This is a genomic window from Candidatus Sphingomonas colombiensis, assembly GCA_029202845.1.
GTDB classification, from domain to species: Bacteria; Pseudomonadota; Alphaproteobacteria; order Sphingomonadales; family Sphingomonadaceae; genus Sphingomonas; species Sphingomonas colombiensis.
Window position 1 is genome coordinate 1,297,793 of sequence record CP119315.1, and the last position, 24,528, is coordinate 1,322,320.

Sequence of the window (24,528 nt, forward strand, 5' to 3'; positions counted from 1 at the left end):
ATAAAGTCCGCCTGCGATGGATAGGATAATGACATGTTCTCCAACGGGATACTAAGAAGCCTGATCGTCCGCAAATTCGACCCTTTTCGTCGCAGGTTCAAGAAACCTCGAACCGAGCCGCACGAAGCGCCGGAGCCTGGGCGCCGCAAGCTTCTGGGCGCGGCACTGGCAGCAAACGGCGCAATCTGGCTTTCGCGCGAAAGCGTCGCGGCAAGCCAGACTGACGCGCCGACGCTTGCGGCGACAGAGCGCATCGACATCCGCCGCTTCGGGGCAAAGGGAGACCGCCAGACCGATGATATAGAGCCGATCCGCAAAGCGATCGCCCGCGCACAACAAACGGACCAATACCCCCGGAGCGTGTTCATTCCTGCCGGCAATTTCCGCCGAAGCGACAGCATTGCGCTGCCTAACCATCTCTGCCTGACGGGTGAGGGCGGCAGCTCGGTCTTGAACAGCCAGAATGATAGCGCGTTCAACAAACCGATCTTGGTGAATCAAGCGCGCACCGGCCTTATTGCCGCACGGATTCAGGATTTGGCGCTCTTTGGCGGGTCACACGGTATCAGGCTCGATGCAGAGGAGGAGAACGCCGACCTTCGCCTTCAAAATGTGAGCATGCTGATGCAAGGTGTGGCCAATATTGAGGCAAACAAACTTCTACAGACCGTCAAGATCTCCAACTGCATTTTCGGCAGCGCTCCATGGGGTATCCGCGTCGCAGGGACCGGAACCAACTGCTTCTACGCGGACGGATCTGAGTGGATCGATCATTCCGAGGGATCGATCTTCCTGCGAGGCGCAGACGGGGTCACCATTGTCGGTAGCCGTTTTGAGGGCAGCGGCCGCCGGGGCCGCTACTGCATCGATATCGAGAATGGGAGCAACATCCTCTTCCTTGGCTGCTTTTTCGAGAATGTTCACGAGTTTCTCGCCCGCTTTCGGCGCATCGATGGCCCCGTCGTATTTCAGTCCTGCCATTTCTCCGGCACGAGCCTAGGCGGAGGTGCGCTCCGTGCATTCCGCTGGGATATGGGTGACACAATGACCGTGTTCCGCGACTGTGTGAGCCTTCACCCCATGCCCGTCGGGGGACATGTCATGCTCGAGGGGAATAACCGCGGCATTTTCGCCGGGGAGGTGCTGGTTCAGGGCGCTGCTCAGTCAGGGCGTCTCATGGCCCAGCCACGTACGCTCCGCCCAGACCAGCCCGCCCTTGTTATCGAGACCTCTGCCGATCCGTCCTGGCGACTGCACGCGAACCTGACTCTGCTTCCTGATACAGACCGAACCAGCGATCCCATTTCCGTCACCCTGACAGCAGATGTTAATTCCCCCAGTGTAACACGGGCTGCCCCTCCCTACACCGCTCGGCTTGAGCGCATGGAGCCTCGGCGGTGGGCTATCTTTATCACTGCTGCCAGCGCGCAGCGCACGGTGCGGCTTGGGTACACCTTTGCCTGGGATTTCGCCGCTACGGCAATGCCGCCGGCAGTTCGCGTACCATTGACGTAACTTTCAAAAAGCGCCAGCGAGCCGCCTGTCGATCCCTTACAACACGATCTGCTCTACGACTCTGATTGGTTTGCCCATGCCTATTGATCCTGTGTCACCAGCACCCAGCGTCAGCGATGCGTCCGCAACTGTCGTGGTTCTCTTCCGGCCGGGCCCCGACGATATCGCGAACCTTACGCTAATGGCCGATTGGGGGCAGGAGGTGGTTGCAGTCGTCAATGGGTACGACGACGCGCTTTCAAAGCTTCTCCCGGCAAAAAACTGCATATTCTACATCCGCAACGTCGACAATCCGGGTCTGGCGCGCGCACTCAATCAGGGTCTCGCCGCTGCAATGGAGCGCGGAGCCAATTACGTGTTGCTGCTCGATCAGGACAGCCGGCCCCACGCCGCGATGCGCGGCCGCCTAATTGCCGTGGCGGCAGAACTGGCGGCCGCAGGACGACGAATCGGCTGCGTGGCCCCGGCGTTGGTCGACCGCAAGCTGGCGGGGGCCAATGTCGGCTCAAGCGATCCGCATAAGGCAACAAGAGGTACGCTTGCCACGTCGGGCACGCTCATCCCGCGCGCGGCATGGCACCAAGTTGGTCCGATGTGGGAAGACCTGTTCATCGACGGGATCGACCATGAATGGTGCTTCCGAGCGCGCAATTGCGGTTTCGAGACGGTAGTTTCGCCAGGCATCGTCATGGAACACGACATGGGCGAAGGCGCGATCAACTTTTTCGGCCGCTTCAAGCCGATTCACCGGTCTGCGGCGCGGCACTATTTCATCGTACGCAATACGCTCTGGCTGGCAGGTCGAAGCTATATACCGCTTCGTTGGCGCGCGAGCGAACTCTTGAAGCTGGTCTACCGCATGCCCGTCTATCTGTTGTTCAGCGCCGACAGGCCCCGTTCGATGCGCAATCTATTACGGGCATTTGCCGATGGCTTACGCTCGCCACGCTTCGTATCTGCGGGCCGATTTGAGTAGAAGCGGCCCGCCCTTGAAGACTGGCCATTGAGGACCGTTTGTCGATGAAACCGGACATCTATTACACCAATGCTCGCCTCGACGTCGTCGCGTTGATTCCCGATCGCAACTTCTCGCGCATTCTGGAAGTGGGCGGCGGCGATTTCCCTACTTTGCACAAGCTCGGCGAAGATCGTCAGGCTGAGATTTGGGGGGTAGATGTTCGGCGCCCCGAACCCACCTTCGACAACTTCGTCGAGGGATCTATCACCGATCCCGCAGTGGTGGCGCGCTTACCGCAGGACGGCTTCGACCTGATCGTAGCCAATGACGTGATCGAACATGTCGAGCAGACCGAGGAGTTCTTCCGCGTGCTCCTCATGATGCTGCGCCCCGGCGGACTCCTAGCGCTGTCGGTTCCCAACATCCGTCAAATCCGCACTGCCTATCATATCTTCGTGCGCGGAACTTTCCCGCGCGATGAGGCCGGCCTGTTCGATCGCACGCACTTGCGCTGGTTCTGCAAAAAGGATGTGGTCGCACTAGCAACCCGGGCCGGTTTCACTCTCAAGGATTGGCGAGGATCAGGGCGACTCGTGCCTTCCATGCTCGCGCGGATTGCCCCCGCCGAATTCCTTGCCCTGCAAAACTTGTTCATCTTCGCCAAGTGACGGTCCCACTCATTCTTACCTTCGCCGTTGCGGCGGCGGCAATGATGGCCGGCTTTATTGTCGAATCCTCATCCTGGTGGATCAAGGGCGCGTGCACTCCGGGAACGATCGGTCTCTATGTCAGTCGTTCAAACATCTATCTTTACTTCGGCCGTTTTTTTTCCCTTGCGTATAACGCGTTGATTGCTTTCGGGATCGAGAACGGCGCACCTGCACAGCATGTCGCTGCGACGCTGGCGATCGGTTTCGCCGGCACGTGTGTTGCCCATCTCCTGCTGCTTCGGGGAGGGGCGATTACGCATCTGACCGTTGCGGTCATGACCCGCATTTTGCTTCTGCCGAAGCCCGGCCCCTATGACGGGGTGCCACACCCTCAAATGGAGCGCCGAATTGTTACCTCCTCGGCGATTGCCTCGCTGTGTTTTGGAATCGGGATAAGCTTACCGCTTTTGCTGGCCGTGCTCGTGCCGCAATACCGAATGTCGCTGTCCTATGTGGGGCAAATGGTGAACGCGCTTGGCACGATCATGTTGCTGTTCATGGTCGACCAGCGGCTGTTCCGTTCCTTGGATGAAGGCGATCTTGCGCGGACTCTGCCCAGCTACAGCATGGGGCGCGCGCTAGCCTTCGGCCTCTCAGCCGCGCTGTGCTTCCTGATTTATAAGGCAATCTAAAGTGATTGGTGAAGAGAGGGTTCCTGCCCGAAGCTCGTTTGCAACCACCAACACCGGATATTGGGTGGCCATAGCAGCAATCGGCGCATGCATTGGCGCGGTATGGCTAACAACAAAACCAGGCAACTTTGCCGACGTCGATACGTATATTTTGTATCTTGATCAACTTATTCATTTCCCACCAGCAAACTGGTGGTACTTCGAAGCATTTTCAAATTTTTACCTTATTCTTATTCATTTAATTCAACCATCAGTGCAATCTTCCGTTTTTATAGCCCATTATATTCTTGGAATCACATTCATCTTCTTGCTTATTATTTCATTTCCTCCAAGAATCTCGTCTTGGCAATCTATATTTTTCTTCTTCTGTATACTGGGGCCAGTTTTAGCGTTCGTAACCCTTCGTGCTACACCCGCGTATTTCCTCATTTCGGCAAGCGTTTTTCGTGCAATGCGGCGCGATCCGCGCGCATGGATTTACGTTGCGGTCGCCTTCCTTTTTCATGCATCGACTTTACTCGCCCTCCCCCCCATGCTCTTGCTTTACTTTCAAAAATTTCTTCCTCAATCCCTCAGGGGAAAACGGGCCGCCTGGATATTGGCGATCGCCATTTCATCGCTACTGGTTGCCACGGCAATCTTTCCGCAGATAACATCAGCCCCAATCACCTTAATTCAAAGCACATCTTATCTTTCAAAATATATAGCATACACGGACGAAGTTCTTCCGACGAATCATGTTACAAGTATCAGTCATTATGTGTTTATGGTATTCGTAGTATTATTGACCATATCTTTTTTGATATCTTTAGATGATCGCGCAAAAAGCATAATAATTTACGTTATATCGTCTTCATTTGTATATTTGTCTATGTTTATGGCGCTTTCTCCGGTCGCAGCCTTCCGTCAAGCACCATTTTTTCTAATTCCCATGATTTCTTTGTTTCCATGGCAAAAATTCGGCATAAAGGGTCCTGTGGCCTTTCTTTTCATATTAGCCTGCGCGGTATTATTCGTCTTTCAGTTTGATCAGGTATACATATGAAACCGCAAGAAGGCCCCATGCCCCGCATCTGCGTTTTAATGGCTAGCTACAATGGCGCCAACTTTATCGCCGACCAGATTGCAACAATCCTTAACCAGCAAGATGTTGAAGTTGAGCTTTTTATTAGGGATGATGTATCGTTGGACGCGACCCCCGACATCATCGCCGCGGAGGCGCGACGCGATGCCCGCGTCCAGGTGGTGGATCCGCAAGGCATCTCAACAGGCTCGGCAGCGCGCAATTTCCTGCGAATGCTCGAAACAGTGGACTTCGGGGACGCCAATTATATTGCCTTGGCCGACCAAGACGATCTCTGGCTTTCGTATAAGCTGCGCAGGGCGATAGAGCGGATCACGATTGCGCGCGCGGGGGGTTATTCGGCCAATTTGACCGCTTTCGACAATGAAGGCCTGCGCGAACCATGGTTATTGCTCAAACAAGGCGCCCCCCAGCGTTTCGATCACTTTTTCCAAGGCGCCTCAGCCGGGTGCACCTATGTTCTCAGCCGGGCTGCCGCCGATGCCATTCGGCCGTGGCTCGCTACTTTGGAGTACCCCGTCGACTACGGAATCTCGCACGACTGGCTGATCTATGCCTTTGCGCGCAACCGTGAGCTTGGCTGGGTTTATGACGATGCCGCCTTGCTTCTCTATCGCCAACACAGTGCCAATGTATATGGGGCCCAGACAGGCCTGCAGAGTGTCGCCGCGCGCATCAAGCTGCTCCGGGCACGCTGGTATCGCCGCCATGTGCTCTGGATCGCCTCGCAGTTGGACTTGTCGACCGAGGAGCAAGTGCTGGTGCGGCGGGTGGCGCGGGGCAATCTCACGGACCGGCTTTGGCTGCTGGCACATGCAAGACAATTACGGCGGCGCCCTCGTGACGTCCTGATGCTCCGGCTAGCGATCGCTACCGGCCTGTTCTAAAGGCTGCCAGCCCCAGAATGTCTACAAGCCCCTGATAGCTAATCCAATTCCAGGTATTATTATGTCGGTCCAACTCATCCACCCGGTGCGGCATGGTGACGCGCGTGGCTGGTTCACCGAATATTATGCCGAGCGCCGCTTTGCCGAGCGCGGGATTGCCTGTCGCTTCGTGCAGGACAATCATTCGTTGTCGGTGCCTGCGCTGACGTTGCGCGGCCTGCATTTCCAGACCCCGCCGCACGGGCAGGATAAATTGGTGCGCTGTATCCGTGGCCGCATTCTCGATGTCGCGGTGGACGTGCGGCGCGGCTCGCCGACCTATGGCCAGCATGTCGCGGTGGAGCTGTCGGCGGAGAATGGCCGACAGCTGTTCGTGGGCGTTGGGTTCGCCCACGCCTTCATGACGCTGACCGAGGATTGCGAGGTGACCTACAAGGTCTCCGATTATTACGCGCCGGAATGCGACGGCGGGATCCGCTGGGACAGCGCCGGGATCGACTGGCCGCTGCCGACCGATACGCTGCCCGAGCTGTCCGCCAAGGACGCGAAGCTCCCGACCCTCGCCGAGTTCGACAGCCCCTTTCCTTATGACGGTCGCCCGCTGGCGCCGCTTGCCTGAGGTAGTTTGATGCGCATCTTCGTCACCGGCGGGGCCGGCTTCATCGGCTCGGCGCTGGTTCGCCATCTGATCGCCAATACGACCCATGAAGTATTGAACTTCGACAAGCTGACCTATGCCGGCACGCTGTCGACCGTCGAGGAGGTGGCAGGCAGCAACCGCTATCGCTTCGTCCGGGGTGACATCTGCGATGCCGAGGCGGTGCGCGCGGCGGTCGCGGAGTTCCGCCCGGACGTGATCACCCATCTCGCCGCAGAGAGCCATGTCGATCGCTCGATCGACGCGCCCGATGCGTTCATCCAGACCAACCTCGTCGGCACCTATGTGATGCTGGCGGAGGCGCGTGGTTATTGGCAGGGGCTCGACGGCGCGGCGAAAGAGGCGTTCCGCTTCCACCATATCTCAACCGACGAGGTTTATGGCTCGCTCGGCGATACCGGGCTGTTCACTGAGGATACGTCCTACGATCCGCGCTCGCCCTATTCCGCGTCGAAGGCGGGAAGCGACCATCTCGTCAGCGCCTGGGGGCATACCTTCGGGCTGCCGGTGCTCGTCACCAATTGCTCGAACAATTACGGGCCATATCACTTCCCGGAAAAGCTGATCCCGCTGATGATCGTCAAGGCGCTCGCCGGCGAGACGCTGCCGATCTACGGGGCAGGCACCAATGTTCGCGACTGGCTGTATGTCGAGGATCACGTCCGCGCGTTGCAGGCGGTGTTCGAGCGCGGCGCGCCGGGGCGCACCTATAATGTCGGCGGCAATAACGAGAAGACCAACCTCGCGGTGGTCGAGACGGTCTGCGCGATCCTGGATGCCGAGCGTCCGCGCGCCGACGGCAAATCCTATGCCGCGCAGATCGGCTTCGTCGCTGACCGGCCGGGGCATGACGCGCGCTACGCGATCGACGCGACCCGCATCCGCGACGAACTCGGCTGGGAGCCGGCCGAGACGTTTGAGAGCGGGATCGAGAAAACGGTGCGCTGGTATCTCGCCAACGAGCCATGGTGGCGCTCGCTGGTGGAGGCGAAGGCGGCCGAACGGCGCGGGCTCGCCGCGTGAGGGAGATCCTCGTCACCGGCGGCAACGGCCAGCTCGGCACCGAGTTGAAACGCTATCCATGGCCGGCGGGGTGGCGCGTGGTCGCGGTGGATATCGACGAACTCGATCTGCGCGATACCGCTGCGATCGCCGCGATGGTCGCGTCGCGGCCATGGGCGGCGGTGATCTCGGGCGGCGCCTATACCGCCGTCGACAAGGCCGAGGACGACAGCGTCACTGCCTGGGCGGTCAACGCCCTCGCCCCGGCCGCGTTCGCGCAAGGCTGTCGCGTGGCGGATATCCCGCTGGTCCATGTCTCGACCGATTATGTGTTCGACGGGGCAAAGCAGGGCAAATGGCTCCCCACCGATCCGACCGGGCCGCTCGGCGTCTATGGCGCGTCGAAGCTCGGCGGCGATCTCGCGGTGACGAGCGGCTGCCCGCGCCACGCCATCGTCCGCACCTCATGGGTGGTAAGCGCGCACGGCAATAACTTCATCAAGACGATACTGCGCGTCGGCGCCGAGCGCGATACGTTGCGCGTGGTCGACGATCAGCATGGCGCGCCGACGGCTGCGGCCGATCTCGCCACGGCGGTCGCGACGATCGCGCTCGCCATGGCCGATGACCGCGCGGCACCAAGCGGCGTGTTCCACTTCAGCAACGCCGGCGAGACGACATGGTGCGGCTTCGCCCGCGCGATCTTCGCCGGCGCGGCGCGGCGGCCCCTCGCCCGTCGTCGAGCCGATCGCTACCAGCGATTATCCCACGCCGGCGCGCCGCCCGGCCAACTCGCGCCTCGATCACGACGCGATCCGCGCCGCTTACGGTATCGAGCCGCGCCCGTGGCAGGCCGCGCTCGACGACATCCTCGACGAACTGATCGGAACACCCAAGTGAAAGGCATCATTCTCGCCGGCGGCTCCGGCACGCGGCTGCATCCCGCGACGCTGGCGATCAACAAGCAGCTGCTGCCGGTCTATGACAAGCCGATGATCTATTATCCGCTGTCGGTGCTGATGATGGCCGGCATCCGCGATATCCTGATCATCTCCAGCCCAGAGTTCCTCGACAATTATCGGCGGATGTTCGGCGACGGCGGCGAGTGGGGCATCGCCATCTCTTATGCCGAACAGCCCCGCCCGGAAGGGCTGGCGCAGGCGTTCACGATCGGGCGCGAGTTCGTCGGCGACGATCGGGTGGCCCTCGTGCTCGGCGACAATATCTTCTTCGGCGCACACCTCACCAACCTGCTGGCGAGCGCGGTCGCGCGTACCCATGGCGCGACCGTGTTCAGCTATCGCGTCGAAGACCCGGAACGCTACGGCGTGGTCGAGCTCGATCGCGACGGCCGCGCGATCAGCCTCGAGGAAAAGCCGGCGAAACCGAAGTCGAACTGCGCCGTCACCGGTCTCTACTTCTACGACAACCGCGTGCTCGATCTCGCCCGCGACCTGAAACCCTCGGCGCGCGGCGAGCTGGAGATCACCGATCTCAACCGCCTCTATATGGAGGCGGGCGACCTCTACGTCGAGCAGATGGGGCGCGGCTATGCGTGGCTCGACACCGGCACCCACGACAGCCTGCTCGAAGCTTCCGAGTTCGTCCGCACCATCCAGCACCGCCAGGGCATCCAGATCGCCTGCCTCGAGGAAATCGCGTTCACCCACGGCTTCATCACCGCCGATCAAGCCATCGCCCGCGGCGAGGCACTGAGCAAAACCGCCTACGGCCGCGCCATCATCAACGCCGTCCGCGAAAGCAACGCCTAGCGCCTTACCCATCCGCTGACGTCGATCACGCGGTCGATCGTGGCATCGTCCACCTCGACCTGACCATCCAGCATCAGCATCAGCATCGTGTGGGGAACCAAGTATCTAAGACAGAGGATTAGATATCCAGCGCATCTAAGGTCGTAACAGTGGTATGCGCCGCATATTCTCCCACCATCAGCCTTGCGGTATGCTCGCCCAATGGGCGTCGAATCCGGATCGTGCGCCAGCCACGACGGCGCGGTGTGACGAAATCCTTCAACGGGTTGTCTCCAATATAGACAATCCGCTCTGGAGCCACCCCAAGAGCACGTTCGATCGTTTCGAAGGGCCGGTCATGAGGCTTGCGGAACGTCACGCCGAAGCTGTCCGACATGACGATGGGGGAAATGCGCTGTTCCAGTCCAAGAGCTCGCACCTTGGCGGCCTGACTGGTGATCGGGCCATCCGTTACCATGCCGAGAGGCCTGTTGGCTGGAAAGCGTTCTAGAAATCGAATAGCATCTGGACATAACGCGATGTCCGGCTGATGCGCCCTATAAATCTCGACGAGCTCAGTTATCGAAATCGACGCTGAGGAAGCCAATGCCGCATCGAATATGGTGTTGCGTAGCCCAGACTCAAACAATGCCCAGGCTCGTTCCGAGAAGTCCTCCATCACCCCTTGGCCGGCAAGATGACGTCCCACTGCGTTAAAACCGGACCGGACATAGTCTCGCTCGAGATACAGAGTGTCGTCCAGATCCAGAACCACCGCATATGTCGCCTGGGCGGTCATCGAAAAACTTCCATATCGTACCGCAAGGCGGTGATATTAGGGCGCCAGTCATCTGCGGCGGTCCGCTCGAGTTCCAGAACCTCCTCGAGCAGCCATTGCGCGAAGCGGCCGCCGGCATGATGGGCCAAAGGATACCCCCCGCCGAAGCGCGCATTAATCTCGAACACGACAGGTCCGCGTGTTGTCAGTATGGCCTGGAAGCAGAAGGCTCCTCGGATTCCCATTGCACTTTTACCGATCTGCCGTGCGATTTCGGTGAGGGCAGCGTGGCGTTCGGTACGCCCCTTGGACATTTCTCCACCACGTGTCTCTAATCGTAGATGGGGAATCGCCGCCCGAAAATTGCCCTCGGCATCGTAGAAAACGTTAACAGTATACTCAGGTCCATCAAGCAATTCTTGCACGATCGAGTCTGCGGGTAATTCGAAACCCGCAAGATCAGCCCTCGTCCTAAGGACGCGCAAGCCGATCGACGAACTTCCGCCACGCGGCTTGACTATCGCTGGCAGGTCAATGGCAGCATGCGTGACGTTGGTATGCAGCGGTGTCACGGTGCGCGGAGTAGCAATGCCCGCCGCATCCAGCCGCTTCGCTGTTATTTCCTTGTCACGCGCCATCCTGACGAAATCAGGGCTCGATATATGGACACGCGCACCGACAGCCCCGAACAGATCAACCGCCATCGCCAGTGGTAAAAGTTCATGATCGATCGTGGGCACAACGAGTTGTACTCGCTCGCGGTCGCAGAGATCAACGAGCGCCGAAACATAATCAGGGTCGGATGCTCGGGGCACCGCATAAGCCACATCCGCCAACGCACATGCCGCGCTGAGAGCGGGTTTTACATCTACAGCTATAATCCGCGCCTTGTGCCCAAGCGCCTGTGCCGCATCGCGGAATGCGTTGCTGAGCCCGACTCGACGCCCAGCGGAACAGATTAGAATGGATACGGTCATCGACAGGCCTTGCTAGTTAACAGGCGGACGCCCTGCAAAGGAGATATTTCGGGAGGGACTTGGGCAAATGTTGCCGTCCCTAAGATCATAACGATTTCCTTCCCATCACACCTGATCGTTACCCATGAATTCCGGCATGGTGGCGTCGCCTAACGCAGAAATCCCTTCACGGCGCAGCACCTGAAGCGCGGTCGCCGCGATGATCCCGAGATCCAGCATGAACGAACGGTGATCGACATACCAGACATCAAGCCGGAATTTTTCGTTCCAACTCAGACTATTGCGGCCTCGCGCCTGCGCCCAACCGGTGAGGCCAGGCGAAACCTCCAGCCGGCGCGCCTGTTCCAACGTGTAGCGTGGGATATAGCGCATGAACAACGGTCGTGGTCCGACAATACTAAGGTCGCCGCGCAGGATGTTAAGGAGCGACGGCAATTCATCGATACTGGTCGAGCGTAACCAGGCACCGAACGGGGTCAGGCGCTGCGCGTCTGAAAGAAGCGCCCCGTCCACCCCAAGCTGATCGGTCATCGAGCGGAATTTAAGGATCTGAAAGGGTCGGCCGTTCCGCCCCGCCCTCTCCTGCCGGAACAATACAGGTGCCCCAAGCTTCCAGCGAACGAGCAGGGCGACCAACACCAAGGGCACCGCCAGCACCGCGAGCCCCCCGCCGGCGAGCGTCAGGTCCAGCCCCCGTTTCGCGAAACGGTAAGCCCGGCTGCCCGCCGCCATTAGCCGACCCGCGCCTCTACCCGGTCGCGGATCACATGGCACACATGATCGACTTGCTCATCGGTCATCGCCGATCCGGACGGCAGGCACAGGCCCGTCGCAAAGGCAGTCTCCGCCACATTGCTGCCTATGAAGCGGCATTCTCCAAACAGGGGCTGCATATGCATCGGCTTCCACAACGGGCGACTTTCGATCCGTGCGCGCTCCAACGCCAGACGCACGTCCTCGCGGTCAACGCCGGCTGCGTCAGGATCGATACGGATGGTTGTCAGCCAGCGGTTGGCACGCATCACCTCATCCTCACTAGTCATGCGGAAACCCGACAACGTCTCCAACCCAACCCGATAACGTTCTGCTATTTGCCGTCGCGCAGCGACCCGGTCCGCCAGCACCTCCAATTGTCCGACCCCTACCGCCGCGCACAGATTGCTTAGACGGTAGTTATAGCCATAGGTCGTGTGCTCATAATGTGGCGCGGGCTCTCGCGCCTGGGTGGAAAGATAACGCGCACGCGCGATCATCTCGCCATCGTCACTGGCCAGCGCGCCTCCGCCGGACGTGGTGATGATCTTGTTGCCATTGAAGGAGAAGACCGCGAAATGCGCGCCCTTGCCGGCGTGGACCGCGCCATACGTGCCGCCGATCGATTCCGCCGCATCGCTCACCCACAGGAAGCCATATTCATCCGCCGCCGCGCGCATCGCGACCGGATCGACGACGTGACCGTAAAGATCGGTCGTCACCACCACCTTTGGCCGTTCCGCTGCCGGCACCCCGCGCAAAGCTTCGTTAAGCAGATCGAGATCGACCAGCATGTCACGCTCACGGCTGTCGAGGAACGTCGGCCGCGCTCCTTGATACAACGCGGGGGCGACCCCGCCGATGAACGTCATCGACGGCAACCACACATGATCGCCCGGCCCGACCCCGGCGAGACGAAACGCCAGATGCAGCGCGGCGGTGCCGCTCGATAAGGCCGCCACATGGCTGATGCCGGTGAGTTCGGCGAGACCGGCCTCGAACGCATCAACCATCGGCCCGGTCGGCGCTATCCAGTTGCTGTCGAAGGCGGCCTTGATCTTGCCGAACTCTTCTCCCCCCATATGCGGCGGCGAGAGCAGGATATCAAAATTCATTTGGAAAAACACCGTTGCTGACCTTCCGGCCCGCAAGCCGTCAATTCGTGACTAGGGAGCAAATTCGATCAGGACAATGGTGTCGTTCAATCCCCCCCCGACCGAGCTTCTCATCCCCTGCTCATTTTTCTCCACAGGAGTTCAGGATCGGTGTCATCGCTTTCACATGCGCGTCGATACGCTCGAGCACCATCGCATGGACGACAGCGCGTTCCGGCAGATGCCACCAATGCTCGTTTACGCGGGCCACCGTCTCCACCACGGCTTGAAGAACCGCCGGCTCGGGCAGCCTTGCTCGGTTCGCGAAGGATTTCCATCGAGGCGCCGACAGTGCCTTGAACGACCGTTCGCCACCAAGCGACAGCGCCATCGTGCCTGTGGGAATGTAAGGGATGGTCGATAACATGTCGTAGATCGGCGCGAGCCCGGGCGTGCTGCCTTCATCACGATAGATCAGCGACCAGTTTTTCAGGTGCATGTCGCCATTGCCGGTCACCAACGCCAGCGCGAGCCGGCGCACAAATTCGAGCGCGGCGGCAGGGGACACGGCCGCGTTCATGGCCGCGGCCACATCGTGATAGGCCGCCCCCTCATATTTACGGGAGGGATAGACGCCAAACACCTGGGCGAAGTCCTCGATGTGGATTCTCTCACCCTGTGGGCCACGGTCAAAACGCCTGATGAGAAGAACCTTGCCGTCTGACAGCGTATCGAAGTCTTCCGGAATCCCCTCAAAATGGGACTTCTCGACCAGCTCGCGCTCGGGCACATCCATGCCGATCGCTGCCGCCAGGGCGAGATTGGCAAATTCGTTTTCGGACACGCCGGGAAATGCCGTCGAGGGGAACTTCGCGATATATTGCCCCTGGCTGTCATCGAGCGGAAGGATCAGGCCGTCACCCTTGCCGGTGTTCTTCATCACCGACAACTTCATCTGCACGCCCGCGAGCGAAAAACGAGCCTTCGGCTTTCCTTTTGCCCTGTCCTGAGGCGCTGCTTTCGTGCCGTCGCTCGGCAGGGCCCGGACGGCGCCCGGCAGATCTGCGCCGAGCGCCGCCAATAGATCGAAATCATTGCCCGGACGGACGGCGCCTGCATGATGCTTTTCCATCGCCTCGCGCAGCTTGTCCTCTGGCAGCAGGTTCGCGAAGAAGGCCGGCAGATCGCGGTCCCAGACGCAATAGCGATTCTTTCGCGCCTGCGCCGCCAGAACGCCGCGATTGATGAGAAGGATTGCGACTCGCTGTACCAAGACATCGACCATTTTTCTGCGATTTTACGGTCAACACATGGTCAACACCGAGCCCGGAAAAAACGCGGGTATAACGCTGCTATTGTTTTCGGCAGCTTTCAATTATACCTTTGAATTGTAGCAATAACGCGCAGCGCCGAATACATACGGAATAGCTACAATGAACCTTGCCAAGGTTGGGGTCGAGGGTTCGAATCCCTTCGCCCGCTCCAGTCTTTCCGTCGATCGACACCGCCGCAAGGCGGGAAAAACTGCTGCCACCGGCGCAATCGCGCGATATCCACCCTTTGAAGTTGGAGCATCCCGACGCGCGATGCTAGCGCTGCGCCGTGGAACTGGCTGCGACAACGAATCACGCCAACATGCGCTGGCTGGAAGGCGGCGAGTTCGCCATGGGCTCCGCGCGATTCTATCCCGAGGAAACGCCGGCGCGCGCGGTGCGGATCGATCCCTTCTGGATCGACGAGACCCCGGTCACCAATGCGCAATTCGCGCGCTTCGTGGCGGAAACCGGCCATGTCACCCTGGTCGAGCTGCCACCCGATCCGCGCGACTATCCCGGGCTGGACCCGGCGATGGCGCGCGCGGGGTCATTGGTGTTCGAGCGCACCACGGCGCCGGTCGATCTTGGCGATCCGGGCGCGTGGTGGCATTTCCGCTTCGGCGCGAACTGGCGACAGCCGCTCGGGCCGGACAGTTCGATCGACGGTCTGGAGGATCACCCCGTCGTCCACGTCGCTTATGCCGATGCCCTCGCTTATGCGGACTGGGCGGGGAAGGCGCTGCCGTCCGAGGCAGAATGGGAATATGCCGCGCGCGGCGGCCTAGACGGCGCAGACTATGCGTGGGGCGACGAACTGGCGCCGGGCGGGGCAATGATGGCGAATTACTGGCAGGGGCTGTTCCCCTTCGCCAACCAGTTGCTCGACGGCTATGAACGCACCTCGCCGGTCCGCGCTTTTCCCGCCAACGGCCATGGCGTGTGGGACATGATCGGCAATGTCTGGGAATGGACCGCCGACTGGTACGCAACCGCCGAGGCCAAAGGAAAACAGCGCGGGAAGCCTGGCTGTTGCGACCTGCCGCGCAATCCACGCGGCGCGCGCGAACGCGAAAGCTATGACCCGTCCTCACCAGCGAGCAAAATCGGGCGCAAGGTATTGAAAGGCGGATCGCATTTGTGCGCGGCCAATTATTGCCAGCGCTATCGCCCGGCGGCGCGCCATCCGCAGCAGATCGACTCCGCCACCGGCCATATCGGCTTTCGCTGCGTTTCTCGCGCGGCCTGACGCCGGCGCTCAGCCGCCTCGCGCGATATCCTCCACCGCTTCGGCGATACCGGCATAGAGCCGATCGAGATCGGCGTCGTCGATGCAATAAGGCGGCATGACATAGACGGTATTGCCGAGCGGGCGGAGCAGCAGATCGCGCTCGCGGAAAGCGGCCAGCAGACGCGGGCCGAGATGCGAAAGATATCCGGTGCCCCCCGCATCCATCACGTCGATCGCGGTAACCGTGCCGATCGCGCGCGGATTGGCCACGCCGTCGCGCCCGGCGAGCGACGCCAGCCGCGCCGCCTGTCGCGCGGAGAGATCGGCGATTCGCGCCGTCATCGGCTCCTCGCGCCAGATCGCGAGATTGGCGTTCGCCGCCGCGCAGGCGATCGGATTCGCGGTGTAGCTCGACGAGTGAAAAAACATCTTCGCGCGATCATCGGAAAGATGCGCGTCGAAGATCGCCTCGGTTGCCATTGTCACCGCCAGCGGAATCGCGCCGCCGGTCAGCCCCTTGGACAGGCAAAGGATATCCGGCACGACATCCGCCTGCTCGCACGCGAGCAGGGTGCCGGTGCGGCCCCAGCCGGTCATCACTTCATCGGCGATGAACAGCACGTCATATCGCGCACAGATCGCGCGCATCTCGGCGAGCACCCGTGGCGGATAGATCAGCATCCCACCCGCGCCGAGCAGCAGCGGCTCCACGATCAGCGCGGCGGGCGCTTCGCGACACGCCGCCTCCAGCGCGTCGAGCGTCGCCTGCTCCGCGCCCGGCGCGGGAAAGGGCAGCGTATCCACATCGAACAGCAGCGGCGAATAAGCCGCGTTATACACTCCGCGCTCGCCGACCGACATCGTGCCGATCGTGTCGCCGTGATAACTGTGCTGCATCACGAGGATGCGATGCCGCGGCTCGCCGCGATTGGCCCAGAAGCCCAGCGCCATCTTCAGCGCGACCTCGACGCTGGTCGATCCCGAATCGGAATAGAAGACGCGGGTCAGTTCGCGCGGCATGATCGCGGTCAGCCCGCGTGCCAGTGCCTCCGCCGGCTCATGCGTCCAGCCGGCGAAGATGATCTGGTCGAGCTTTGCCGTCTGTGCCGCGATCGCCGCCATGATGCGCGGATGGCAATGGCCGTGCGTCGTCACCCACCAGGATGAGATACCATCGATAACCCGCCGCCCGTCGGCGGTGTAGAGTGCCGCGCCTTCGGCATGGGTGACGAGCGGAATCGGCTCGCCCAGCCCGTGCTGGGTGAATGGGTGCCAGATCGGGGAGCCGCTCATCGGAAATCCTCCACGTCGAAATTGTCCGCGAAGGCGCGCGCCAGCGTTTGCCGATCGAGCGGATCGAGCAACGGCAAGCGGCCGAGCCGCTTCACGCCGCCGATCCGCGCGATCGTCGCTTCGCTATCCGGTTGCGAAGCGCCGACGAAGGCGATGCCGAGGATCGGAACGCCGCGATGGCGCAGCGCCTCGATCGATAACAGGCTGTGGCTGATCGTGCCCAGCGCGGTGCGCGCAACCAGCACCACCGGGCAGCCCCAGCGCGCGAACAGGTCGGCGAACACAAGATCGAGCGACAGCGGCACCATGACGCCACCGGCGCCCTCGATCACCAAAAGCCCATCCACCTCAGGCAGCGCGAGCCGCGCCGGATCGATCGTCACGCCCTCGATCTCCGCCGCGCGATGCGGCGAACAGGGCGTGATCAGGCGATAGGCTTCGGGCAGGATATGCGCCGCCGGCACGCCGGATAACGCCGCGACGCGCTCCGCATCGGTGCCCGGATCGACCCCGGCCTGCACCGGCTTCCAGAAATGCGCGCCCAGCGCCCCGACCAAAGCGGCGGTGAAGACTGTCTTGCCGACATCCGTGTCGGTGCCGGTGACGACGATCCGTGAGCCATTCATCCCCGCAACCTTTCGATCGTATCGGCGAGCGCGGCGATATCCGCCTCATCCACGTTGAGCGTGATAGAGATGCGCAGCCGCCCCGTGCCCGGCGGCACGGTGGGCGGCCGGATACCGCGCACATCGAAACCGGCGGCCTGCACTGCCGCTGCGAGCGCCATCGTCGGCGCGTCCTCGCCAATCACCAGCGGCAGGATCTGCGAACCCGCCGGCGAGATGCCGCATGGCGCGAGTGCGCGTTCGGCGAATGCGACGAGCGCCATCAGCCGCGCGCGTCGCTCCGGCTCGTCGGCAAGGATGCGCAGGCTCTCCCGCACCGCGCTCGCCATCAGCGGCGATGGCGCGGTCGAGAAGATGAAACCGCGCCCGCGATTGACCAGGAAATCGCGCACGATGCGGGGGCCGCACACCAACGCGCCCTCGCATCCCATCGCCTTGCCACAGGTACGCAAAGTGACAACATTTTCGCGCCCCTCCAGCGCGGCGGCGAATCCGCGCCCGGAATCGCCAAACACCCCGGTCGCATGCGCCTCATCGATCAGCAATATCGCCTCGTGCCGATCCGCGACCGCGAGCAGCGCGTTGAGCGGGGCGGCGTCGCCATCCATGCTGTAGAGGCTCTCCACCGCGATCCACGGCCGCCCCGTACCGCCCTCGCGGCGCCATTGCGTGATCGCGTCATCGAACGCATCCGCATCGTTATGCACCGCGCCGACGCAGGTCGCCCGGCTGAGCCGCATCCCCTCATGCGCGCTGGCGTGAATTAGCGCGTCATACACCACCAGATCGCCACGCTGCGGCAAGGTCGAAAGCAGCGCGGCATTGGCGGTATAGCCGCTGGAGAAGAACAGCGCCGATTCGCTCCCGAAGAACGCCGCCGCTTCCGCCTCCAGCGCCTCATGCTCGGCATCGTTGCCGCGCAACAGCCGCGATCCGCCGGAGCCGACCGGCACATCACGCGCGAGCGCCGCCGCGACCGCCGCTCGCAGCCGGGGCGAATTGGCCAGCCCGAGATAGTCGTTGGAGGAAAAATCGAGGCCGGCGCGCGATTGCAGGTGACGCAGGCGCGCCCGCGCGGCGAGATCATTCAGATCGCGGCTCTGGGCAGTCAGCAGGCTCATGCGCGCCGCTATAACGAATAGCGCGGGCGGCGCGAGAGGATGCGCCACAGTGATCGCCATTCAGGAAATGGTGGACCGGCGCGCAACGGAAACGCGGATAGCGGCCAATCGCAGCTCCCTCGAATTGAAAGGCGATCCCTCCTAGCGGCGGCGGCGTTTGTTGCGGCCCCAGATTCGGGCGTGCTCGCGCTGGCGGTAGCGGGCGTAGATCACGCCCCCGGCGATCACCGCGAGCACCAATAGAACAAGCAGAATATAGCCAACATCCTGACGCATCGCGGAAACTCGTTTCGAAACGGGATTTCGGTGCTCAACGCACCGGGCGGCCAGCGGGTCCATCGCGCGGACCATGGCCTCATCAAGCCGAACCTATTGCCGTTCGAGCGCGAGCAGCGCCTCCTTTGCTGGCAGCCCACCGGCGAACCCGGTCAGCGCACCGCTCGCTCCGATGACGCGATGGCACGGCGCGACGATCGAGATCGGATTGCGACCGTTCGCGGCCCCCACCGCGCGCGCCGCGCCGGGGCGGCCGAGCGCATGCGCGATCGCGCCATAGCTCGATGTCGCTCCGAACGGGATCGCGAGCAGCTCGGCCCACACCGCACGCTGAAACTCGGTGCCGCGAAAGCGCAGCGGAAGATCGAACGCGCGACGGCGGCCAGCGAAATATTCGCCCAATTGTCGTTCCGCCGCCAGCAGCACCGGATGCGCTGGCGCCGTCACCATCGGGGGCAGCGGAACGCGGGCGGGATCGTCATTCTCCCACAGGATCGCAACGAGCGAGTCTTCGTCCGCAACCAGGGTGAGCGCGCCGACCGGGGACGCGATGATCTTCGATGGCAAAGGCTGGGTCATGATCGATCTCCTTGGCCCTTCCCTGCCCGATTCGCGCGGCGCCGCACTTCCCGTCGCTTGCGATCAATGCCGGTCGCTCAGATCGCCTCATCGACCAATTTGCGCGTGGCCGGCGCGCCCCAGTCCATCGCGCCCGAGGCTGCGCCACACCTCACGCCCCTTCGCGTCGAACAGGATCGTCGTCGGGCAGGTTGACCCGATAGCCGAGGCTCAGCCCCATGTCGGGATCGGTGTAGGGCTTCGAGCCGCGTCAGATGCCGACGCGCGGCAACGAAGGGCGCGACCTTCGCCGGCTCCATATCCTGGCTCACCGCCAGCACCGTGCACACGTTGTCGCCGAGCCGCCCGGCCAGCGCGTCGAGCGCTCGGCAGTTCCTTCACGCATGGCGCGCACCACGTCGCCCACAGGTTGAGCAGCACCGGCTTGCCGCGGAAATCGGCTATGCGGGTGCGCTGCTCGTCGGGCGATGAAGAAGGCGTCGACCGGTGCGAGCCCTCGCTGGTGGCGATCGACCGCGTTGTGTGCGCCATGGCTCTTGCGCGTCGGCTGCACTTCGTCGGGCGAGGTTGCATTATGCGCGGCAGTCGCTTGCCCGTCGCCGGGCCTTTGCCTATCGCAGCCGGCGGCGGCCAGTGCCAGCCCGAGGAGAAAGACGATCGCCGAACGCGAAGCCATGAGCGGTTCCAATCAGATGTGGGGCGGGCGGTTCGCCGAAGGCCCCGCAGCAGTGATGCGTGAGATTAACGCCTCGATCCCGTTCGACAAGCGCATGTGGCGTCAAGACATCGCCGGCGTCCAAGGCGCATGTCGCGATGCTCGCTGCGCGCGGCGTCGTCGCGCACGAGGACGCTGCCACGATCACCGCCGGGCTCGATCCGGTCGCCGCGGATTATGATGCCAACGGCGTGCCCGACGATCTGACGCTCGAAGACATTCATATGCTCACCGAGGCGCGGCTCGCCGCGGCGATCGGCCCGGTCGCCGGGCGGCTGCACACCGCGCGCAGCCGCAACGATCAGGTGGCGACCGATTTCCGCTCTGTGGGTGCGCGACGCGATCGACCAGACGCTCGCCGCGCTCGACGCGCTCGATGCCGCTCTGCTTGCGCGCGCCGAGCAACATGCCGGCGACGTGATGCCCGGCTTCACCCACCTCCAGTCCGCGCAGCCCGTGACGCTCGGCCATCATCTGATGGCCTATCACGAGATGATCGCGCGCGATGCCGCGCCGCTTCGCGATGCGCGCGCAGCGGATGAACCTGTGCCCGCTCGGCTCGGCGGCGCTCGCCGGCACCGGCTTCCCGCTCGATCGGCACGCGACCGCGGCAGGCGCTCGGCTTCGACGGGCCGACGCGCAATTCGCTCGACGCGGTGTCGCGACCGCGACTTTCGCGATCGAATATCTCACCTGTGCCGCGCAATGCTCGCTGCACCTGTCGCGGCTGGCCGAGGAATTCGTGCTGTGGGCGTCGCAGCCGTTCGGCTTCGTCAGCTCTGTCCGACCAATGGTCGACCGGCAGCTCGATCATGCCGCAGAAGCGCAACCCCGATGCCGCCGAGCTGGTGCGCGGCCATGCCGGGCGGATCACCGGCTGCCTCGTCAGCCTGATGGTGACGATGAAGGGCCTGCCGCTCGCTTATTCGAAGGACATGCAGGACGATAAGCCGCCGGTGTTCGAATGCCACGACCTGCTCGGGCCTCAGCATCGCGGCGATGACCGGCATGATCGAGAGCGCGACCTTCCGCACCGATCGGATGCGCGCGCTGGCCGAGAGCGGCTATGCCACCGCCACCGATCTGGCCGACTGGCTGGTGCGCGAGGCGAATGTGCCGTTCCGCGAGGCGCATCATATCACCGGCGCGCGCGGTGGCGCGCGCCGAGGCGCTGGCGCGTGACGCTCGACAAGGTGCCGCTCGCCGATCTCAAGGCGATCGACGCGCGGATCGACGATCGCGTCTATTCGGTGCTGTCGGTCGATGCCTCGGTCGCCAGCCGGACGAGCTTCGGCGGCACCGCGCCGGATAATGTGCGCGCCGCGATCCGCGCGGCGCGGGGAGAATGACGATGAACGCGCATCAGTGCGCGGCTTCATCCTCGCTCGCTGCTGCTGCTTGCCGCCTGCGGCCGGCGCATCCGGCTGCGCCCGCCAAGGGCGATAGCCTGCCGCCCGCCCCTTATGGCGCGGATGCGGCGCCGTCCGCCAGCCGACTGATCCGATCCCTCGGCGCAGGCGCGCCCCGAGCGCGGCGACGATCTGCTCACCAACTCTCATGGATCGCCGGTCGGATCAATTCGACCTGCCGCCGCGCTGATGGACCATTTTTCGAAGATCGACGGCGCGCTCCACTGCGAAGGCGTGCCGCTCGGCGAAAATCGCCGCAGAGGTGGGCACACCCGTCTATGTCTATTCCGCCGCGACGCTGCCGTCGCCATGCACAGGTGTTCCGCGACGGCCTGAAATCCGCCGGGCGAGGTGCATCTCGCTTATGCGATCAAGGCCAATCCCAATATCGGCGTGCTGCGCGTGCTGGCCGACGAAGGCTATGGCGCCGACGTCGTCTCCGGGGGCGAGATGGCGCGCGCGCTGGCCGCCGGGATGCCGGCGGAGGACATCGTCTTCTCCGGCGTCGGCAAGACCGATCGCCGAGCTGGTGCAGCGGGCTGGAGGCCGGGATCGGCCAGTTCAACCTCGAGCTGGAGGAGGAGGGCGTGGTGCTCGCCGCGCTCGCCGCCGCGCGCGGGCTGACCGCACCGGCCGTGCTGCGCGTCAATCCCGGACGTCGACGCCGGCACCCACGCCAAGATCTCGACCGGCAAGAAGGACAATAAGTTCGGCGTGCCGATCGACCTCGCCCCCGCGATCTTCGATCGGCTCGCGCCGCTGCCGATGGGCTGAACCTGCGCGGCGTCGCGATCCATATCGGCAGCCAGTTGTTCGATCTCGCGCCGCTCGACGCAGCCTATCGCCGTGTCGGCGAGCTGGTCGCGGAGCTGCGCGCGCGCGGCCACACGATCACCCATGTCGATCTCGGCGGCGGGCTGGGCGTGCCATACAAGCCGCTCGACCTACCGCCCTCCCCGGCGGATTACGGCGCGATGGTCGCCCGTGCGACCGCCGGCTGGGATGTCGAGCTGATGTTCGAGCCGGGGCGCGTCATCGCGGGCAATGCCGGCGTGCTGCTGACCGAGGTGATCTGGGTGAAGCCCGGCGTGGTGCACCCATATGTCATCGTCGACGCGGCGATGAACGATCTCGCCCGCCCGGCGATGTACGACGCATGGCACGATTTCTCCGCCGTGCGCCCGAGCGGCGAGACGATGGTCGCCAATATCGCGGGCCCGGTATGCGAAACGGGCGACACTTTCGCGATGGGGCGTGAGATCGACAGCGTGAAGCGCGGCGATCTCGGCATCTTCCGCACCGCCGGGGCTTATGGCGCGACCATGGCCTCCACTTACAACAGCCGCGCGTTGGTGCCGGAGGTGCTGGTGGATGGCGATCGCTATGTCGTGGTCGCCGATCGCATCGCCGCCGAGACGATTCTCGACGCGGAACGGGTGCCCGACTGGCTGTGACGCTCCCCGCCCTTCCCCTGTTCGTCCGGCTGGAGCGACGGCCGGTGATTCTGGTGGGGGAAGGCGAAGCGGCCGACGCGAAGCGGCGGCTGCTGGAGCGCGCGGGCGCCATTGTGGTGGGCGAGGCAGACGATGCCGTGCTCGCCATCGTCGTCGATGATGATGCAGCGGTCGCGCGGCTCAGGGCGCGTGGCGTGCTGGTCAATGCGGTCGATCGGCCTGAATTGTGCGATTTCACGCTGCCGGCGATCGTCGATCGCGCGCCGGTGATCGTCGCGATCGGCACCGCCGGCGCCTCCGCCGGGCTGGCGGCGGCGCTGCGCCAACGACTTGAAGCATTGCTGCCCGCGCGGCTCGGGGCGCTGGCTAGCGCGCTGCATGCGGCGCGCCCGGCGTGGCGCGCGCTTTATCCCGAGGCGGCCGAGCGACGCCGCGCGATCGGCGCGGCGCTGGCGACGGGCGGCGCGCTCGATCCGCTGCGCGATCATGGCGACATGCCCGATGCCCACCCCCCTGCGGCGGCGACGACCGCAGGCGCGCTTGTCGCGCTCAAGCTGCGCTCCGCCGATCCCGATGATCTCACGCTGCGCGAGGCGCGCGCGCTCGCCAATGCCGATCGCGTGATGCATCGCGCCAACGTGCCGCGTGCCATCCTCGATCGCGCGCGCGCCGATGCCGTACGGATCGAATGCGCCGCCGCGCCGTTGGACGCAGAATCTGGACTGACCGTGGACGTGGAGATGCTGTGAGCGGATTCGGCTATCGCATTGACGACGGCAAAGTGCAGCGCGTCACCGTGAAGGAAGCGCTGAACTGTTCGGTCAGGCTGGCGTGGATTCACCTGTCCGCCACCAATGCGGAGGCCGCGGCGTGGCTGCGCGATCAGGCACAGCTCCCGGAATATCTGGTCGAGGCGCTGATCGCGCAGGAAACGCGCCCGCGCTGCGACGGCTTCGAGGCGGGCGCCTTTCTCAACCTGCGCGGCCGCACGGAGGAGGATATCGATTCGTCCGATCTCCTCGCCTCGGTGCGCATCTGGGCGACCAAGGGGCGGGTGATTTCGGTCACGCGCAAGCACCTGCTCGCCACCGATACCGTCGAACAGGCGGTGAAAGACGGGACGGTGAGCGATCCGGGCGATCTGATCACCGCCTTCGCCACCGCGATCACCAATGATCTCGATCCCGTGGTGGCGGATCTGGGTGACCAGATCGACGATTGCGAGCAACAGCTGGACGCCGATCGCGTGTTCGAGCTGCGCCGCCGCGTAACCCATGTCCGCATCGCCGCGATCAGCTATCGCCGCTTCCTCAATCCGCAGCGCGCCGCGCTGGAGAAGATGGCGCAGTTACCCGGTGACTGGCTGGACGGGGACGATCGCGCCCATGTCGCCGCCGCCGCCGATCGCGCGGCGCGCATGGCCGAGGAACTCGAAGCGATCCGCGAGCGATCGAGCCTGATCCACGAAACGCTCACCGATCTGCGCGCCGAACTGATCGACACGCGCAGCCTGATCATCGCGATCGCCGCGATGGTGTTCCTGCCGCTCACCTTTCTCACCGGCCTGTACGGGATGAACGTCTCGGGCCTTCCTTATGCGCAAAAGCCATGGGCGTTCGACGCTATCATGATCGCCTGCGTCGTCATCTCGGCGGCGATCGTGCTCTATTTTCTGCGCAACCGCTGGTTCCGCCGTTAGCCTAAACCGATAG

At 63.2% G+C, this 24,528-nt stretch carries 26 protein-coding genes, 1 tRNA gene and 5 pseudogenes; 21 read left to right on the forward strand and 11 right to left on the reverse strand.

Annotated elements, in window-relative coordinates; genetic code table 11:
- The first annotated feature begins 33 nt into the window (after nt 1–33).
- The 11 genes and pseudogenes from P0Y64_06130 to rfbA all read left to right on the forward strand — a co-directional run bounded on the left by P0Y64_06130 (nt 34) and on the right by rfbA (nt 9,218).
- Nucleotides 34–1,515 carry a glycosyl hydrolase family 28-related protein gene (locus P0Y64_06130; GenBank protein WEK44381.1) on the forward strand — a complete coding sequence of 494 codons (1,482 nt, stop codon included), beginning with the start codon at nt 34–36 and terminating at the stop codon, nt 1,513–1,515.
- 76 nt (nt 1,516–1,591) lie between these two features.
- A complete protein-coding gene (locus P0Y64_06135; GenBank protein WEK44382.1) occupies nt 1,592–2,491 on the forward strand; it encodes a glycosyltransferase in 900 nt (299 codons plus the stop codon).
- Nucleotides 2,492–2,535: 44 nt separating this feature from the next.
- Nucleotides 2,536–3,141, forward strand: a complete 606-nt coding sequence (locus P0Y64_06140; GenBank protein ID WEK44383.1) for a methyltransferase domain-containing protein — start codon at nt 2,536–2,538, stop codon at nt 3,139–3,141.
- 44 nt (nt 3,142–3,185) lie between these two features.
- The gene (locus P0Y64_06145) at nt 3,186–3,815 is read left to right on the forward strand and encodes a hypothetical protein (protein ID WEK44384.1); all 630 of its coding nucleotides are present in this window, start codon (nt 3,186–3,188) and stop codon (nt 3,813–3,815) included.
- A 1-nt stretch (nt 3,816) separates the two neighbouring features.
- Nucleotides 3,817–4,860: an EpsG family protein gene (locus tag P0Y64_06150; GenBank protein WEK44385.1), complete on the forward strand. Its 1,044-nt coding sequence runs from the start codon at nt 3,817–3,819 to the stop codon at nt 4,858–4,860.
- A 17-nt stretch (nt 4,861–4,877) separates the two neighbouring features.
- On the forward strand, nt 4,878–5,786 hold the full coding sequence (locus tag P0Y64_06155) for a glycosyltransferase (GenBank protein WEK44386.1): 909 nt from the start codon (nt 4,878–4,880) through the stop codon (nt 5,784–5,786).
- 61 nt (nt 5,787–5,847) lie between these two features.
- Nucleotides 5,848–6,405 carry a dTDP-4-dehydrorhamnose 3,5-epimerase gene (gene rfbC, locus P0Y64_06160; protein ID WEK44387.1) on the forward strand — a complete coding sequence of 186 codons (558 nt, stop codon included), beginning with the start codon at nt 5,848–5,850 and terminating at the stop codon, nt 6,403–6,405.
- 9 nt (nt 6,406–6,414) lie between these two features.
- Nucleotides 6,415–7,467 carry a dTDP-glucose 4,6-dehydratase gene (gene rfbB, locus P0Y64_06165; GenBank protein WEK44388.1) on the forward strand — a complete coding sequence of 351 codons (1,053 nt, stop codon included), beginning with the start codon at nt 6,415–6,417 and terminating at the stop codon, nt 7,465–7,467.
- Nucleotides 7,410–8,162 (forward strand): annotated as a pseudogene (gene rfbD, locus P0Y64_06170) (dTDP-4-dehydrorhamnose reductase). The gene rfbB and the pseudogene rfbD overlap by 58 nt, the downstream one beginning before the upstream one ends.
- Nucleotides 8,071–8,346 (forward strand): sugar nucleotide-binding protein, encoded by a 276-nt coding sequence (locus P0Y64_06175; GenBank protein WEK44988.1) that lies wholly within the window; start codon nt 8,071–8,073, stop codon nt 8,344–8,346. The pseudogene rfbD and the gene P0Y64_06175 overlap by 92 nt, the downstream one beginning before the upstream one ends.
- The gene (rfbA, locus tag P0Y64_06180) at nt 8,343–9,218 is read left to right on the forward strand and encodes a glucose-1-phosphate thymidylyltransferase RfbA (protein WEK44989.1); all 876 of its coding nucleotides are present in this window, start codon (nt 8,343–8,345) and stop codon (nt 9,216–9,218) included. The genes P0Y64_06175 and rfbA overlap by 4 nt, the downstream gene beginning before the upstream one ends.
- A 118-nt stretch (nt 9,219–9,336) precedes the next feature.
- Here the strand turns inward: rfbA and P0Y64_06185 are convergent, their stop codons facing one another.
- The 5 genes from P0Y64_06185 to P0Y64_06205 all read right to left on the reverse strand — a co-directional run bounded on the left by P0Y64_06185 (nt 9,337) and on the right by P0Y64_06205 (nt 14,084).
- Entirely contained in the window at nt 9,337–9,996 is a 660-nt protein-coding gene (locus tag P0Y64_06185) for an HAD family hydrolase (protein ID WEK44389.1), read from the reverse strand.
- Nucleotides 9,993–10,952 carry an ATP-grasp domain-containing protein gene (locus P0Y64_06190; protein WEK44390.1) on the reverse strand — a complete coding sequence of 320 codons (960 nt, stop codon included), beginning with the start codon at nt 10,950–10,952 and terminating at the stop codon, nt 9,993–9,995. Before P0Y64_06190 ends, P0Y64_06185 begins: the two co-directional genes overlap by 4 nt.
- Before the next feature lie 105 nt (nt 10,953–11,057).
- Nucleotides 11,058–11,684, reverse strand: a complete 627-nt coding sequence (locus tag P0Y64_06195) for a sugar transferase (protein ID WEK44391.1) — start codon at nt 11,682–11,684, stop codon at nt 11,058–11,060.
- Nucleotides 11,684–12,820, reverse strand: coding sequence for a DegT/DnrJ/EryC1/StrS family aminotransferase (locus P0Y64_06200; GenBank protein ID WEK44392.1), 1,137 nt, complete (start codon nt 12,818–12,820; stop codon nt 11,684–11,686). Before P0Y64_06200 ends, P0Y64_06195 begins: the two co-directional genes overlap by 1 nt.
- Before the next feature lie 121 nt (nt 12,821–12,941).
- Nucleotides 12,942–14,084 carry a HipA domain-containing protein gene (locus tag P0Y64_06205; protein ID WEK44393.1) on the reverse strand — a complete coding sequence of 381 codons (1,143 nt, stop codon included), beginning with the start codon at nt 14,082–14,084 and terminating at the stop codon, nt 12,942–12,944.
- 52 nt (nt 14,085–14,136) lie between these two features.
- Between P0Y64_06205 and P0Y64_06210 the strand changes: the two genes are divergently transcribed.
- Together P0Y64_06210 and P0Y64_06215 are read left to right on the forward strand one after the other, a co-directional pair.
- Nucleotides 14,137–14,284 (forward strand) — tRNA-Ser (locus P0Y64_06210).
- A gap of 150 nt (nt 14,285–14,434) precedes the next feature.
- A complete protein-coding gene (locus P0Y64_06215; GenBank protein ID WEK44394.1) occupies nt 14,435–15,361 on the forward strand; it encodes a formylglycine-generating enzyme family protein in 927 nt (308 codons plus the stop codon).
- A gap of 9 nt (nt 15,362–15,370) precedes the next feature.
- Here the strand turns inward: P0Y64_06215 and P0Y64_06220 are convergent, their stop codons facing one another.
- The 6 genes from P0Y64_06220 to P0Y64_06245 all read right to left on the reverse strand — a co-directional run bounded on the left by P0Y64_06220 (nt 15,371) and on the right by P0Y64_06245 (nt 19,769).
- Nucleotides 15,371–16,636, reverse strand: a complete 1,266-nt coding sequence (locus P0Y64_06220; protein ID WEK44395.1) for an adenosylmethionine--8-amino-7-oxononanoate transaminase — start codon at nt 16,634–16,636, stop codon at nt 15,371–15,373.
- The gene (gene bioD, locus P0Y64_06225) at nt 16,633–17,262 is read right to left on the reverse strand and encodes a dethiobiotin synthase (GenBank protein ID WEK44396.1); all 630 of its coding nucleotides are present in this window, start codon (nt 17,260–17,262) and stop codon (nt 16,633–16,635) included. The genes P0Y64_06220 and bioD overlap by 4 nt, the downstream gene beginning before the upstream one ends.
- Nucleotides 17,259–18,383, reverse strand: coding sequence for an 8-amino-7-oxononanoate synthase (locus tag P0Y64_06230; GenBank protein WEK44397.1), 1,125 nt, complete (start codon nt 18,381–18,383; stop codon nt 17,259–17,261). Before P0Y64_06230 ends, bioD begins: the two co-directional genes overlap by 4 nt.
- 141 nt (nt 18,384–18,524) lie before the next feature.
- The gene (locus tag P0Y64_06235; protein ID WEK44398.1) at nt 18,525–18,734 is read right to left on the reverse strand and encodes a hypothetical protein; all 210 of its coding nucleotides are present in this window, start codon (nt 18,732–18,734) and stop codon (nt 18,525–18,527) included.
- Nucleotides 18,735–18,752: 18 nt separating this feature from the next.
- Nucleotides 18,753–19,238, reverse strand: coding sequence for a methylated-DNA--[protein]-cysteine S-methyltransferase (locus P0Y64_06240; GenBank protein ID WEK44399.1), 486 nt, complete (start codon nt 19,236–19,238; stop codon nt 18,753–18,755).
- A gap of 210 nt (nt 19,239–19,448) precedes the next feature.
- Entirely contained in the window at nt 19,449–19,769 is a 321-nt protein-coding gene (locus tag P0Y64_06245) for a TlpA disulfide reductase family protein (protein ID WEK44400.1), read from the reverse strand.
- A gap of 282 nt (nt 19,770–20,051) precedes the next feature.
- On the opposite strand from P0Y64_06245, the pseudogene P0Y64_06250 reads away from it, so the two are divergent.
- The 8 genes and pseudogenes from P0Y64_06250 (at nt 20,052) to P0Y64_06285 (ending at nt 24,515) form a co-directional block, all read left to right on the forward strand.
- Nucleotides 20,052–20,213, forward strand: a pseudogene (locus P0Y64_06250) (argininosuccinate lyase).
- Between the two features lie 70 nt (nt 20,214–20,283).
- A pseudogene (locus tag P0Y64_06255) lies at nt 20,284–20,412 on the forward strand (lyase family protein).
- Between the two features lie 79 nt (nt 20,413–20,491).
- Nucleotides 20,492–20,674 (forward strand): annotated as a pseudogene (locus P0Y64_06260) (argininosuccinate lyase).
- A gap of 278 nt (nt 20,675–20,952) precedes the next feature.
- Nucleotides 20,953–21,135: a hypothetical protein gene (locus P0Y64_06265; protein WEK44990.1), complete on the forward strand. Its 183-nt coding sequence runs from the start codon at nt 20,953–20,955 to the stop codon at nt 21,133–21,135.
- Nucleotides 21,132–21,302, forward strand: a complete 171-nt coding sequence (locus P0Y64_06270; protein ID WEK45124.1) for a hypothetical protein — start codon at nt 21,132–21,134, stop codon at nt 21,300–21,302. The genes P0Y64_06265 and P0Y64_06270 overlap by 4 nt, the downstream gene beginning before the upstream one ends.
- Before the next feature lie 249 nt (nt 21,303–21,551).
- Nucleotides 21,552–22,816: pseudogene (gene lysA / locus P0Y64_06275) on the forward strand (diaminopimelate decarboxylase).
- Nucleotides 22,813–23,565, forward strand: a complete 753-nt coding sequence (locus P0Y64_06280; protein ID WEK44401.1) for a siroheme synthase — start codon at nt 22,813–22,815, stop codon at nt 23,563–23,565. Before lysA ends, P0Y64_06280 begins: the two are co-directional and overlap by 4 nt.
- A complete protein-coding gene (locus P0Y64_06285; GenBank protein ID WEK44402.1) occupies nt 23,562–24,515 on the forward strand; it encodes a CorA family divalent cation transporter in 954 nt (317 codons plus the stop codon). The genes P0Y64_06280 and P0Y64_06285 overlap by 4 nt, the downstream gene beginning before the upstream one ends.
- Nucleotides 24,516–24,528 lie beyond the last annotated feature (13 nt).